Below are 12,211 nucleotides of genomic sequence, written 5' to 3' on the forward strand. Positions count from 1 at the left end.
ACGACCGCCCGGGGCCCTTACCGGAAGTGGTCCCAGCCGGTCGGTCCGTCGTACCGCCCGCCGTCCACCGTGACGCCCGCGCCGTCGCCCACCCGGCCGATCGCGCGCCACCCGTCGGGCAGCGCCACGCCCGCCGGGAAGGTCGCGGCCAGGGCGTGGTCGTCGCCACCGGCGAGGATCCAGGAGTACGGGTCGACGCCGAGCGCCTGCGCGGCGTCCCGCATCTGCCGGGGCACCTCGAACGCGTCCCGGTGGACGTCGATCCGGACCCCGCTGGCCTTCGCGACGTGGCCCAGGTCGGCCAGCAGCCCGTCCGACACGTCGATCATCGCCGTGGCCCCCCGGCGGGCGGCCTCCGGCCCGGCCGGGTAGGGCACCTCCGGCCGGCGGTACGCCTCGACCAGCAGCCGAGGCGTCCGGAAGCCCCGGGAGAGCACGGTCAGCCCGGCCGCCGCGTGCCCGGTCCGCCCGGCGAGGGCCAGCACGTCGCCCGCCCGGGCTCCGGACCGGGTCACCGGCGCCACACCGCCCAGGTCGCCCAGCGCGGTGACCGCGATGGTCAGCGTCGGGCTGGCCGACATGTCGCCGCCCACCACGCTCGCGCCGACCGCCGCCGCCTCCGCACCCAGCCCGTCGGCCAGTTCCTCGGCCCAGGCGGTCTCCAGGTCCGGCGGCACGCAGAGCGCCACCAGCAGCGCGGTCGGCGTCGCGCCCATCGCCGCCACGTCGGCCAGGTTCGCCGCGGCGGCGCGGTGGCCGACGTCACGCGCCGAGGACCAGTCCCGCCGGAAGTGCCGCCCCTCCACCAGCACGTCGGTCGACGCGACCACCCGGGCGTCCGGGGCGGCGACCACCGCGCCGTCGTCCCCCGGACCGAGCAGGACGGTCGACCCGTACGACAACCGGGCCGTCACCCGGTCGATCAGGCCGAACTCCCCGACCCCACCGACGCTCATGCCGCCGCTCCGCTGCGCTCCGCGCCATCATGAGGCACCACCGCCCCGAACCGATGATTCGCTCGCTCCCGCTCGCTCATGCCGCCGCTCCGCTGCGCTCGCTCACCGCTTCTCCTCGACCACCGATAGGGATCCGACCTGGTCCGTAAGGTACTTTCTCCCTTCGGGCCGCCCACGGCGGCGACGGACGGAGGTCTTGTCGTGGTTCAGGCGTACATCCTCATCCAGACAGAGGTCGGCCGGGCACGTGACGTGGCCGGCCAGATCGCGGACATCCCCGGCGTGGTCCGCGTCGACGCCGTCACCGGGCCGTACGACGTGGTCGTCCTCACCGAGGCGAACACCGTCGACGAGCTCGGCAAACTGATCGTCAGCAAGGTGCAGATGGTGCCCGGGATCACCCGCACCCTCACGTGTTCGGTGGTGCGACTGTAAGTGGACAAGATCAGTGACTCCACGCTGGCCGGGAACGACCGGACCGACGACGACCGGCCGGCGGCCGGCCCGGCCGAGCGTCCCGCCCCGGACCGGACGACCCGGCGCGCCGCACTGATCGCGACGGCGGTCGCGCTGCCGATCACCCTGCTGGTGGCGTTCCTCGCCCTGGCCGCGTTCGCCCCGGACGAGCCGGCGGCCGACCCCGACCCCAGCGCGTCGGCACCCCGGGTGCAGTCCACCACCCCGGTGCCGATGGCCGCCCCGCCGCTGGCCGAGCGCCCCGCCGTGGTCTGCCGCGCCCTGCTCTCCCAACTGCCGGACACGGTCCGGGACCTGGCGCAGCGTCCGGTCACCGCCGGCCCGGAGCAGAACGCCGCGTACGGCGACCCGGCGCTCACCGTCGCCTGCGGCGGCGCCGAGCCCTCCGTCGGACCGACCGAGGACGTCTGGACGGTCAACAAGGTCTGCTGGCATCTCGCCCAGCAGGCCGACGCCGCGGTGCTCACCACCGTCGACCGGGAGACGGCCGTGTCGGTACGCGTGCCGGGTGCCTACGAGCAGCCCCTCCAGTGGGTCGCCGGGATCTCGGACACCATCGTCGCCTCGGTCCCGTCCGCGGCCCCCGCCCCCGCCGGCTGCCAGGGCTGACCCACCCGCCCACCCGCAGTGAGCCACGGCGGGGGCGGCGGGCGGGCGGGACGGTCAGTGGAGGCCGGTGCCGCGGTGCAGGGCGGTGCGGATGAGGCGGTTGACCAGCTTCGGGTACTCCAGGCCGGCCGCGGCCCACATCCGGGGGAACATCGAACTCGGGGTGAAACCGGGCATCGTGTTGATCTCGTTGAGGTACACGTCCAGCTCCGGGGTGACGAAGAAGTCGACCCGGGCCAGCCCGGCGCAGTCCAGCGCGGTGAAGGCGCGGACCGCGTACTCCTGCACCTGGCGGGTGACGCGCTCGGGCAGGCCGGCCGGGATGTCGTACTCGCAGGCGGACTCGGAGTCGATGTACTTCGCCTCGAAGTCGTAGAAGTCGTAGTCGCCGACCACCCGCACCTCGGCCAGCACCGACGCCTCGGGCACGCCGCCCGCCTCGCCCTCCAGCACCCCGCACTCGATCTCGCGGCCCACGATCGCGCCCTCGACGAGCACCTTCGGGTCGATCTGCCGGGCGGTGGCCACGGCGGCGTCCAGCTCCGCCCAGTCGTCGACCTTGGTGATGCCGAAGGACGATCCGGCCCGGGAGGGCTTGACGAAGACCGGCAGGCCGAGGCGCTGCTTGTCCTCCTCGCTCAGCGTCATCCCGTTGCGCAGCACCGCGTACGGGCCGACCGGGATCCCCTCGGCGGCACAGAGCTTCTTGGTGAACTCCTTGTCCATCGCGGCGGCGGACGCGAACACGTTCGCACCGACGTACGGGATGCCGGCCATCTCCAGCATGCCCTGGATGGTGCCGTCCTCGCCGTACGCGCCGTGCAGCACCGGGAACACCACGTCGACGTCGGCGAGCGCGCGAGGCCCCTCGGTGGGGTCCAGCACCATCAGCCCGTTGCCGGTCGGGTCGGCGCGCAACACGATGTCGGTGCCGGAGGTGGCGGTGATCTCCGGCAGGCGGCGGTCCTGGATCGCCAGTTGGCCGGGTTCGCCGCTGGTCAGCACCCACTGACCGGCGCGGGTGATGCCCACCGGCACCACCTCGAACTCGTCCGGGTCGAGCGCGCCGAGCACACTGCCGGCACTGACGCACGAGATGCCGTGCTCCGGGCTGCGTCCGCCGAAGACGACCGCCACGCGGGTCCTGCCTGGGGTGGTCACTGGGGTCACCTCTCGTACGACTGACTCACTCGTCGTGCTCGCCGCTGGCGGTCACCGGATTGACCTTACTGTGCGTGGCCAGCATCGGCGGGCGATACCCGGGCACCGAGCGGTGGGCCGGCAATCGGTCATCACGGCATACACGGTGCGTGACGGCAGGCGCGGGGTCACCGGGTCGCCACGACGGACACTACGCTGCTCGTCCTATGAGCCCCGACCCCCTCCTGGACTCGCTCACGGCGGCCCTCGACGCCCGTCCGGACGACCTGCCGCTCCGCCTGCACCTAGCCACGCTGCTGCTGGACGCCGGCCGCTCCGCCGAGGCGATCGCACAGATCGGGCAGGCGCTGGCCCGCGATCCGGGCAGCGACGAGGCGCAGGCGTTGATGCAGCGCGCGCTGGGCGTACCCCCGGCCTCGGGGTCGCCGACGGCCGGCCCGCGACCGCCGGCGCAGCGTCCGGCGGCCGGGCCCGGTGGTCCGACCGCGACCGCCGGCGCGGACCCGCTCGCCGCCTACGAGCAGGAGCTGGCCGACGTCGTACCGCCGCGCTTCGCCCGCGCCGGCGACGAGCCGGAGCCGGTGGCCGGCGACGACGACCGGGTGTACGACGTGGAGGTCTCCGGGATCCGGCTGGCCGACGTGGGCGGGATGGCGGCGGTGAAGGAGCGGCTGGAGCTGGCCTTCCTTGGCCCGCTGCGCAATCCCGAGCTGCGCCGGATGTACGGCAAGAGCCTGCGCGGCGGCCTGATGCTGTACGGCCCGCCGGGCTGCGGCAAGACGTTCCTGGCCCGGGCGGTGGCCGGCGAGATGGGCGCGAAGTTCATCTCGCTGTCCATCGTGGACGTGCTGGACATGTGGATGGGCAATTCGGAGCGCAACCTGCACGAGCTGTTCCAGGCGGCCCGCCGCAACGCGCCCTGCGTCCTCTTCCTGGACGAGGTCGACGCGCTGGGCCACAAGCGTTCGCAGGTGGGTTCCAGTTCGATGCGGACGCTGGGCAACCAGCTGCTGGCCGAGCTGGACGGGATGGAGGGCAGCAACGAGGGCGTGTTCGTGCTGGCCGCGACGAACACCCCGTGGGACGTGGACCCGGCGTTGCGTCGCCCCGGCCGCCTGGACCGGGTGGTGCTGGTGCTCCCGCCGGATGCCGAGGCGCGCCGGTCCATCCTGGAGTACCACCTGCGCCAGCGGCCGATCGCCAACATCGACCTGCGGAAGGTCGTCGCCGGGACCGAGGACTACTCCGGGGCGGACCTGGCCCACCTCTGCGAGACGGCCGCGGAGTTCGCGATGGCCGACTCGGTGCGCAGCGGCGAGGTGCGGATGATCGAGCAACGGGACCTGGAGCGGGCGCTGAAGGAGGTCCGCCCGTCCACCCGGCCGTGGATGGCGACCGCCCGCAACGTGGCGATGTTCGCCAACGAGGGTGGGGTCTACGACGACCTGGTCGCCTACCTGAAGCGGCGCAAGCTTCTCTGAGCGGCGCGGGAACGCCCCCGGCGCGGTCCTCGGGCCAGGCCGCCGCCGGGGGCGGGTCTCACGGTGCGCGACGCCGGCCGACGGCGATCACCTTCACCCGTTGCCGGCCGGCCCGCACCATGCCCAGCGCCATGAAGGCCCCGGCGATCCGGTCGGCGGCCTCCCGGCTGCTCGCGCCGACGACCTGTCGCCGCCGTTCCGGGGTGGTGCGTTCGTCCCGTCCGACGCCGTCGGCCGGTCGGACGTCGGTGAGCACCACCAGGAACCGGGTCAGGGTGCCGCCGGCGCGATCGGTGCGGGACTGCTGAGCAGGACGCACGTCGAGTCCTTCCGGCAGACGGCCAACGGGCGAGGCACACGGTGATCGGGTACGGGGGAGAAACCCGATCACCGTGCGCCCCATCCCCTCCGGTCACCCACCACCACCGTCGCCACGACAACCGGTGGTGAGGACGCCATGACAGATTGACATCCTGATAGCCATGAATGCAACTCTCATCGACGTTCTCTCATGTACAGCTTCCCGGAAACATGCGACCATCGATGCATGGCACCGAAGACCGCCCGGGCCCGCCGGCTCGGCATCGCCCTGCGCTCCCACCGGGAGGCAGCCGGCCTCACCCTGGAGGCGGCGGCAGACGAGATCAACAGCACCCGCAGCACGCTCTCCCGGTACGAGAACGCGCAGACCCTGGTCAACCCGGCGACCGTACGCGCGCTGCTCACCCTCTACGGGGTGGGCGGGGAGGACGTCGCGGCGGCGGTGCAACTGGCCAAGGACGCACGCAAGCCCGGCTGGTGGGTGTCCTACTCGTACCTGCTGGACCGCCGCACCATCGACTTCATCGCCCTGGAGGCCGAGGCGACCGGCATCGCCAACTTCGAGCCCTCGGTGGTGCCCGGCCTCCTCCAGACCGCCGACTACGTCCGTGGGGTGATGCGCGGCGGCCCGCACACCCTCGGCGACGACCAGGTCGAGCAGCGGGTCCAGCTCCGACTGGACCGGCAGGAGCGGCTCACCGGCAACGACCCGCCCATCTTCGACGCGATCATCGACGAGGCCGCGCTGCTGCGGCCGGTGGGCGACCGCTCGGTGATGGCGGGGCAGCTGCACCACCTGCTGAAGGTGACCGAGCTGCCGAACATCACCGTGCAGGTGATCCCGCTCGCCGCCGGCTACCACCGGGGCACCCGGGGCTCCCTGCACATCCTGGAGTTCGCCGACCCGGAGGATCCGATCATCGCGTCGGTCGAGACGGTGGCCGGGCAGATGGTCCTCGACCGGCCGGGCGACCTGCGTACCTGCACCAAGATCATGGAGCACCTGCGCACCGTGGCGCTCAGCCCGGCCGACAGCCGGGATCAGCTCCTCCAACTGCTGAAGGGACGGTAGAGGTATGACCACGACGACGGACGCGGCGCTGGCACGCGCGGGATGGCACAAGAGCAGTCACAGCGGGGACGAGGGGGCGTGCGTCGAGGTGGCCCGGGCCCCGGAGACGGTCGGCGTGCGGGACTCCAAGGACCCGGCCGGCCCCGTGCTGCTCTTCCCGCCGGCCGTCTGGGCGGCGTTCGCCGCCGCGCCGCCGCGGTCCTAGACCCGACCCGTGGCGGCGGTCCGCGCCGCCACGGGTCCGACCCGGCCGGCGCCGACCGCCGGGGTCAGCCGCCGACCAGGGGTTCGGGCGCGGGCGCGCCGCGCAGGGCCTCCAGCGCGGCGATGGCCACACCCCGGGCACCGGCCATGTCACGCTCCGGCACCAGCGCGAAGGTCGCCACCGCGGCCTGTTCCTCCCGCAGCACGGTGTGCTCGCGTACGGTCGCCAGGAACCAGTCGCGGAACTCCGGGGCCGCCTCCACCACGCCGCCGCCGACGAAGTACGCGTGCGGGTCGGTGAAGTTGGCCGCCACGGTGAACAGCCGGCCGATCGCCGCCGCCTGCTGCCGGAAGATCTCCCGGGCCAGTTCGTCACCCCGTTCCCCGTACGCCCGGACCAGCTTCGCCGCCCGGGCCGGCTCCTCGGCGGCCAGTGGATGCCCGGGGAAACGGGTCAGCCAGTACGGCAGCAGGTTCCGCTCGATGGCGGTCAGCGACGCGACGCTCTCGGCGTCACCGGCGAACCCACAGGCGCACGTCGGCTCCGGCTGGCCCGGGGCGAGCAGCCCGGCCAGCGGCAGGTGCACGTGACCGAGTTCGCCGGCCATGCCGGCCGCCCCGGCGATCACCCGGCCGGCCTCCACCACGCCACCACCGAGCCCGGTGCCCACGATCGCGGCGACCGACGAGCGGCGCATCGCGTCGGTGCCGAAGTAGGTGTGGTGGGCGTACAGGGCCGCGGCGTTGCCGTCGTTGAGGTAGACCACCGGCAGGCCGAGTCGCCGTTCCAGCGCGCCCCGCACGTCGTAGCCACGCCAGGCCGGCTGCGAGAAGTTGGTCGAGCCGCGCGCGGAGATGACCCCGTCGGCGCTGGCCGGACCGGGGGTGTCCAGCCCGACCGCCCGGACCAGGTCCCGGGGCACCCCGGTCAGCGCCAGCACGCCCTCGAACGCGCGTCCCAGCGCCTCGATCGCCGCCTCCGGGCCGGTCCGCACCTCGCTCGGGATCTCCACCAGACCGTCGACGAGGAACCGGCCCTCCACGGTGAGCACCGTGGCGTTGTTGCTGGTCCCGCCGTTGTCCAGCCCGACGACCACCGGCACCCCTGTGCTACCCACCCGATTCCACCCCTCCACGGCCGGAGAACCTGACGTGAGGTTAGTTCCCCTTACCCGCCCCGACCACGCCGAAAGCGGCCGAACCCGCGGATCCGACCGGTCGGACCGGCCGTCCGCCCGCGGGGCCGGTGGTCAGGCGGGGCGGCGCGCGGTGACGGCGACGGCGTCCCGGGCCTCGTCGCGGACCACCACCGGCACCAGACCGACCACCGACACCGCCGTGCACAGCGCCACCGACTGCGCCTCGCTCACCTCGACCACCAGGTGTCCACCGGGCCTCAGCCACCCGGCCGCGCCCTCGGCGACCCGACGCAGCACCGCGAGGCCGTCCGGGCCCCCGTCCAGCGCCACCAGCGCCTCGTGCAGCCGCGCCTCGGCCGGCATCAACGCCACCGCGTCCGTCGGCACGTACGGGGCGTTGGCCACCACCAGGTCGAGTCGCCCCCGCCAGCGCTGCGGCAGGGGCGCGAACAGGTCACCCGGGAACACTTCGGCCCGGCAGGCGGCGAGGTTGCGGCGGGCGTACCCGACGGCCACCGGGTCCACCTCGGTCGCGGCGAGCCAGCGCGGGGCGATCCGCTCGGCGAGCACCGCGCTGATCGCGCCGGAGCCGCAGCAGAGTTCCACCACGGCCGCCGCCGGGCCGGTCACCGCCGCGGCGGCGTCCACCAGCAGGCCGGTACGCGCCCGGGGCACGAACACGCCCGGCCCCACCGCGATCCGCCGGCCGCAGAACTCGGCCCAGCCCAGGACGTGCTCCAACGGCTCGCCGGCCACCCGGCGCTCGGCCAGCCGGGTCAGCTCCCCGGCGGTGCCCGCCCCGGCGACGAGCAGGTCCGCCTCGTCCTCGGCGTACACGCAGCCGGCGGCGCGCAGCCTCGCCACCAGGGCCGCCCGGCCGGTGTGCATCAGCGGGCGGCGTCCAGGGCCGCGGTGACGTCGGCGACCAGGTCGACGGTGTCCTCCACGCCGCAGGAGAGCCGGACGAAGCCCGGTGCGGTGTCGTCGCCCCACTGGGCGCGCCGGTCGGCGGTGGTGTGCAGGCCGCCGAACGAGGTGGCCGCGGACACCAGCCGCGCGGCGACGACGAAACGGGCCACCCGCTCCGGATCGCCGAGGTCGAACGAGAGCACCCCCGGCAGGCGCCGCATCTGCGCCGACGCGATCCGGTGGGCCGGGTCGTCCGGCAGTCCCGGCCAGCGCACCCCGGTCACGTCCGGACGCCCGGCCAGCAGCACGGCGAGCGCCTCGGCGTTGGCCGTCTGCCGGGCCAGCCGCAGGTCCAGCGTGGCCAGCGAGCGGTGTGCCAGCCAGGCGTCGAAGGCACCGGGCACCGCGCCGGTGAGCGTCCGCCAGGACGTCACCGGCTCCAGCAGCGCCGGCGTACGGGTGGCGACGTAGCCGAGCAGCAGGTCGGAGTGACCGGTGAGGGCCTTGGTGCCGGAGGCGACCACCAGGTCGGCGCCCAGGTCCAGCGGGCGCTGCCCGAGCGGGGTGGCGGTGGTGTTGTCCACCGCCACCAGGGCCCCGGCGGCGTGCGCCCGGTCAACCAGCGCCGGCACGTCCACGACGTCCAGGCCTGGGTTGGCCGGCGTCTCCAGCAGCACCAGCCGTACGCCGGCCAGGTCCGGGTAGGGCCCGGCGGTGGGCGCGAAGAGCACCCGCACCCCGATCCCGGCCAGCGTCTCGGTCGCGAACGCCCGCACCGGGAAATACCCGTCGGAGGGCAGCAGCACGGTGTCACCGGGCTTCAGCAGGGCCAGCAGCAGCCCGGTGATGGCCGCCTGCCCGCTGGCGAAGACCCGGCAGTCGCCGCCCTCCAGTTCCCCGATGGCCGCCTCCAGCAGCCGGCGGGTGGGGTTGTCCGGGCGCCCGTAGCCGTTCGGCGTCGCCGCCGGGCCGGCCCACGGGTCGAGGTGGTACGGGGCGGCGAACACCGGGCCGGGCAGGAACGGCTGCCCGGGCACCGGCTCGGGGAGCCCGGCGTGGACGCAGCGGGTGCCGTCGTGCGGCCCGCTCGTGTCTCCGCTTTCGCGGTGGGATCCGGTCACGGCGCTCACTCCGGCTTCGTCGTACGGCTCATCAGGGCGTCCACCGCGAGCCTCGGGTCGACGCCCTCGTGGCAGACCAGTTCGACCTGCTCGGTGATCGGCATCTCCACCCCGTGCGCCCGGGCCAGGTCCCGGATCGCCAGGGCGCTCTTGACGCCCTCGGCGGTCTGCCGGGTGGCGATCCGCGCCTCCTCCAGCGTCGCGCCGCGACCCAGGTGCTCGCCGAAGGTGCGGTTCCGGGCCATCGGCGAGGAGCAGGACGCCACCAGGTCACCCATGCCGGCCAGGCCGGCGAAGGTGAGCGGGTCGGCGCCGAGCGCCACGCCCAGCCGGGCCGTCTCGGCCAGCCCCCGGGTGACCAGCATCGCCCGCGTGTTGTCGCCGAAGCCCATCGCGGTGGCGATGCCGTACGCCAGCGCGATGACGTTCTTGACCGCGCCGCCGAGTTCGCAGCCGACCACGTCGTCGTTGGTGTACGGCCGGAAGTACGGCGTGGTGATCGCGCCCTGCACCAGCGTCGTGCGGTGCGGGTCGGTGCCGGCGACCACGGTGGCGGCGGGCTGCTCGGCGGCGATCTCCGGTGCCAGGTTCGGCCCGGAGACGACCACCACCCGGTCGGCCGCCACGCCGGCGGTCTCCACGATCACCTCGCTCATCCGCTTGGTGGTGCCCAGCTCGATGCCCTTCATCAGGGACACCAGCGTGGCGTCCGGGTGCAGGTGCCGGGTCCAGTCGGCCAGGTTGCCGCGCAGCGTCTGGGACGGCACGGCCAGCACCACCACCTCCGCGCCGGTGATCGCCCGGGCGGCGTCCCCGGTCGCGGTGACCCGCTCCGGCAGCACCAGCCCCGGCAGGTACTCCGTGTTGCGCCGCTCGGCGCGGATCTGGTCGGCGACCGGAGCCCGGCGGGCCCAGATCGTGACGTCCCGCCCCGCGTCGGCGAGGATCTTGGCGAACGCGGTCCCCCACGAGCCGGCACCCAGCACCGCCACGTGCCCGGTCACGCCGCCGCTCCCGGCTGCTGGTCGCGGTCGACGGCCGGACGGGGTGGACGTTCCCAGAGCGGCGGGGGTGTCCCGCCGCGGATCTCGGTGAGCAGGTCCCGCAGACGCAACATGATGGTGTCGGTCATCTCCTCGAGAACGGCCCTGGTGGGCGTGGCGCCCGCCCAGCGGCTCAGGTCGACCGGCGGCCCGGCGACCACGGTCACCGGGATCCGGGGGCGCACGCTGAAACGCTTCGTACGCGGGTCGAAGATCCGCTCGGGACCCCACATCGCGACCGGAACGACCGGTGCCCCGGTGGCCAGCGCCAGCCGCGCGGCTCCGGTCTTGCCCCGCATCGGCCACAGGTCCGGCTCGCGGGTGGTGGTGCCTTCCGGGTAGATCACCACCGCCCCACCCTCGGCGAGCGCGGCGACCAACGCGTCCAACGACTTCACCGCGTCCACCGAGCCCCGCTCCACCGGGATCTGGCGACACCGGTGCAGGATCGCGCCGACCACCGGTACCCGGAAGACGCTGGCCTTGCCGAGGAACTGCGGCCAGCGCCCGGAGTCGTAGACGAAGTGCGCGGAGACCAGCGGATCGGCGTGCGAGATGTGGTTCGGGACGATGATCACACCGCCCTCGCCGCGCAGGTGCTCCATGCCCCGCCAGGTGCGCCGGGTCCAGACCGTCATGACCGGTTTGATCAGCACCACGGCGAACCGTGGCCAGAACCCCAGCCTGCGCCGCCCCACCGCGCCTCCTCTTGCCCGCCCCGACCCGCACCCTGACCCCGCAGCGGAAATCATGCCTGCTCGCCCCCGGTCCGGCCAGTGAGGGTACCGCCGTCCGGCTGGCAGGATTGCGGCGTGAGCCAGTCGAGGTGGACCGTGGTGGTGCCGGTGAAGCCCCTCACCGCCGCGAAGAGCCGGCTGCGGGGGGCCCTGCCGGCCGTACCGCACGAGGAACTGGCCCTGGCCCTCGCGGCCGACACGGTCCGCGCGGTGCGGGCCTGCCCGGTGGTCGTCGAGGTGGTGGTCGTCACCGACGACCCGCGGGTGGCCGCGGCGGTGGCCCCCGCGCGGGTGCTGCCGGACCCGCCGGACGCGGGCCTGAACGCCGCGTTCCGGCACGGCGCGTCGGTCGCGCCCGGCCGCTGGGTGGCCGGGCTCACCGCCGACCTGCCCGCGCTGCGCCCGGCCGAGCTGGCGGCGGCGCTGCACGCGGCGCGGTCCGGCCCCACCGGGGTACGCCACTACGTCGCCGACACCCCCGGCACCGGCACGGTGCTGCTGGCCGCCCCGCCCGGTGTACCCCTCGATCCGCGCTTCGGCACCGACTCGGCCGCCGCCCACGCGGCGAGCGGTGCGGTGGCCCTCACCGGCGACTGGCCCAGCCTGCGCCGGGACGTGGACACCCGGGAGGACCTGGCGGCGGCGACCCGCCTCGGTCTGGGACCCCGCACCGCGGCGCTGGCGTGCGCCGGCTGCCCGGCGGGCGCGCCGGCGGTGTAGCGTCCGGGTCATGCAGGGCACGGTGGCCAGTTTCGACGCGACGACCCGCGGTGGCGTGCTGCTGCTCGACGACGGCACCGAGCTGGCGTTCGGCGCCCGGGCGTTCGACGCCTCCGGGTTGCGACTGCTCCGCCTCGGTCAGCGACTGCGGGTCGACACCGATCCGGACGGCGAGGTCGTGCGCGTGACATTGCCGACGATGGCCTGAGCAGCCGGCCCAAGTTCATTTTGCGTTAACCCGATTCGGGTCAAGATGAGCGG

At 74.4% G+C, this 12,211-nt stretch carries 15 protein-coding genes; 7 read left to right on the forward strand and 8 right to left on the reverse strand.

What is annotated here, in order from left to right:
* Nucleotides 1–17: 17 nt before the first annotated feature.
* Nucleotides 18–956 carry a thiamine-phosphate kinase gene (locus tag D7223_RS07635; RefSeq protein WP_120726467.1) on the reverse strand — a complete coding sequence of 313 codons (939 nt, stop codon included), beginning with the start codon at nucleotides 954–956 and terminating at the stop codon, nucleotides 18–20.
* Nucleotides 957–1,157: 201 nt separating this feature from the next.
* On the opposite strand from D7223_RS07635, the gene D7223_RS07640 reads away from it, so the two are divergent.
* Nucleotides 1,158–1,391 carry an Lrp/AsnC ligand binding domain-containing protein gene (locus D7223_RS07640; RefSeq protein ID WP_120726469.1) on the forward strand — a complete coding sequence of 78 codons (234 nt, stop codon included), beginning with the start codon at nucleotides 1,158–1,160 and terminating at the stop codon, nucleotides 1,389–1,391.
* Complete coding sequence (locus tag D7223_RS07645) at nucleotides 1,392–2,042, forward strand: DUF3515 family protein (protein WP_120726472.1); 651 nt, start codon at nucleotides 1,392–1,394, stop codon at nucleotides 2,040–2,042.
* A 54-nt stretch (nucleotides 2,043–2,096) separates the two neighbouring features.
* Here the strand turns inward: D7223_RS07645 and D7223_RS07650 are convergent, their stop codons facing one another.
* Nucleotides 2,097–3,203: a D-alanine--D-alanine ligase family protein gene (locus D7223_RS07650; RefSeq protein WP_120726473.1), complete on the reverse strand. Its 1,107-nt coding sequence runs from the start codon at nucleotides 3,201–3,203 to the stop codon at nucleotides 2,097–2,099.
* Between the two features lie 206 nt (nucleotides 3,204–3,409).
* Here D7223_RS07650 and D7223_RS07655 point away from each other — a divergent pair, with 206 nt between their 5' ends.
* Nucleotides 3,410–4,684, forward strand: a complete 1,275-nt coding sequence (locus D7223_RS07655) for an ATP-binding protein (protein ID WP_120726475.1) — start codon at nucleotides 3,410–3,412, stop codon at nucleotides 4,682–4,684.
* 58 nt (nucleotides 4,685–4,742) lie between these two features.
* Here D7223_RS07655 and D7223_RS07660 read toward each other — a convergent pair whose 3' ends face one another.
* Nucleotides 4,743–4,958, reverse strand: a complete 216-nt coding sequence (locus tag D7223_RS07660) for a hypothetical protein (RefSeq protein WP_120727084.1) — start codon at nucleotides 4,956–4,958, stop codon at nucleotides 4,743–4,745.
* Between the two features lie 273 nt (nucleotides 4,959–5,231).
* Here D7223_RS07660 and D7223_RS07665 point away from each other — a divergent pair, with 273 nt between their 5' ends.
* Nucleotides 5,232–6,077, forward strand: a complete 846-nt coding sequence (locus D7223_RS07665) for a helix-turn-helix domain-containing protein (protein WP_120726477.1) — start codon at nucleotides 5,232–5,234, stop codon at nucleotides 6,075–6,077.
* A 4-nt stretch (nucleotides 6,078–6,081) separates the two neighbouring features.
* Nucleotides 6,082–6,282, forward strand: coding sequence for a DUF397 domain-containing protein (locus D7223_RS07670; protein ID WP_120726479.1), 201 nt, complete (start codon nucleotides 6,082–6,084; stop codon nucleotides 6,280–6,282).
* Nucleotides 6,283–6,346: 64 nt separating this feature from the next.
* Here the strand turns inward: D7223_RS07670 and D7223_RS07675 are convergent, their stop codons facing one another.
* The 5 genes from D7223_RS07675 to D7223_RS07695 form a co-directional block, all read right to left on the reverse strand.
* The gene (locus tag D7223_RS07675; protein ID WP_120726481.1) at nucleotides 6,347–7,399 is read right to left on the reverse strand and encodes an ROK family protein; all 1,053 of its coding nucleotides are present in this window, start codon (nucleotides 7,397–7,399) and stop codon (nucleotides 6,347–6,349) included.
* Between the two features lie 132 nt (nucleotides 7,400–7,531).
* On the reverse strand, nucleotides 7,532–8,308 hold the full coding sequence (locus D7223_RS07680) for a putative protein N(5)-glutamine methyltransferase (protein ID WP_120726483.1): 777 nt from the start codon (nucleotides 8,306–8,308) through the stop codon (nucleotides 7,532–7,534).
* The gene (locus D7223_RS07685) at nucleotides 8,308–9,459 is read right to left on the reverse strand and encodes a cystathionine gamma-lyase (protein ID WP_420330298.1); all 1,152 of its coding nucleotides are present in this window, start codon (nucleotides 9,457–9,459) and stop codon (nucleotides 8,308–8,310) included. The genes D7223_RS07680 and D7223_RS07685 overlap by 1 nt, the downstream gene beginning before the upstream one ends.
* On the reverse strand, nucleotides 9,456–10,454 hold the full coding sequence (locus tag D7223_RS07690) for an NAD(P)H-dependent glycerol-3-phosphate dehydrogenase (protein ID WP_120726485.1): 999 nt from the start codon (nucleotides 10,452–10,454) through the stop codon (nucleotides 9,456–9,458). The genes D7223_RS07685 and D7223_RS07690 overlap by 4 nt, the downstream gene beginning before the upstream one ends.
* The gene (locus D7223_RS07695) at nucleotides 10,451–11,191 is read right to left on the reverse strand and encodes a lysophospholipid acyltransferase family protein (protein WP_120726487.1); all 741 of its coding nucleotides are present in this window, start codon (nucleotides 11,189–11,191) and stop codon (nucleotides 10,451–10,453) included. The genes D7223_RS07690 and D7223_RS07695 overlap by 4 nt, the downstream gene beginning before the upstream one ends.
* A gap of 114 nt (nucleotides 11,192–11,305) precedes the next feature.
* Here D7223_RS07695 and cofC point away from each other — a divergent pair, with 114 nt between their 5' ends.
* Both cofC and D7223_RS07705 read left to right on the forward strand, forming a co-directional pair.
* Entirely contained in the window at nucleotides 11,306–11,950 is a 645-nt protein-coding gene (gene cofC / locus D7223_RS07700; RefSeq protein WP_186832258.1) for a 2-phospho-L-lactate guanylyltransferase, read from the forward strand.
* Between the two features lie 10 nt (nucleotides 11,951–11,960).
* Nucleotides 11,961–12,158 carry a cold-shock protein gene (locus D7223_RS07705; protein ID WP_120726492.1) on the forward strand — a complete coding sequence of 66 codons (198 nt, stop codon included), beginning with the start codon at nucleotides 11,961–11,963 and terminating at the stop codon, nucleotides 12,156–12,158.
* The last annotated feature ends 53 nt before the right edge of the window (nucleotides 12,159–12,211 follow it).

It is taken from the genome of Micromonospora endolithica, from assembly GCF_003626595.1.
GTDB lineage: Bacteria > Actinomycetota > Actinomycetes > Mycobacteriales > Micromonosporaceae > Micromonospora > Micromonospora endolithica.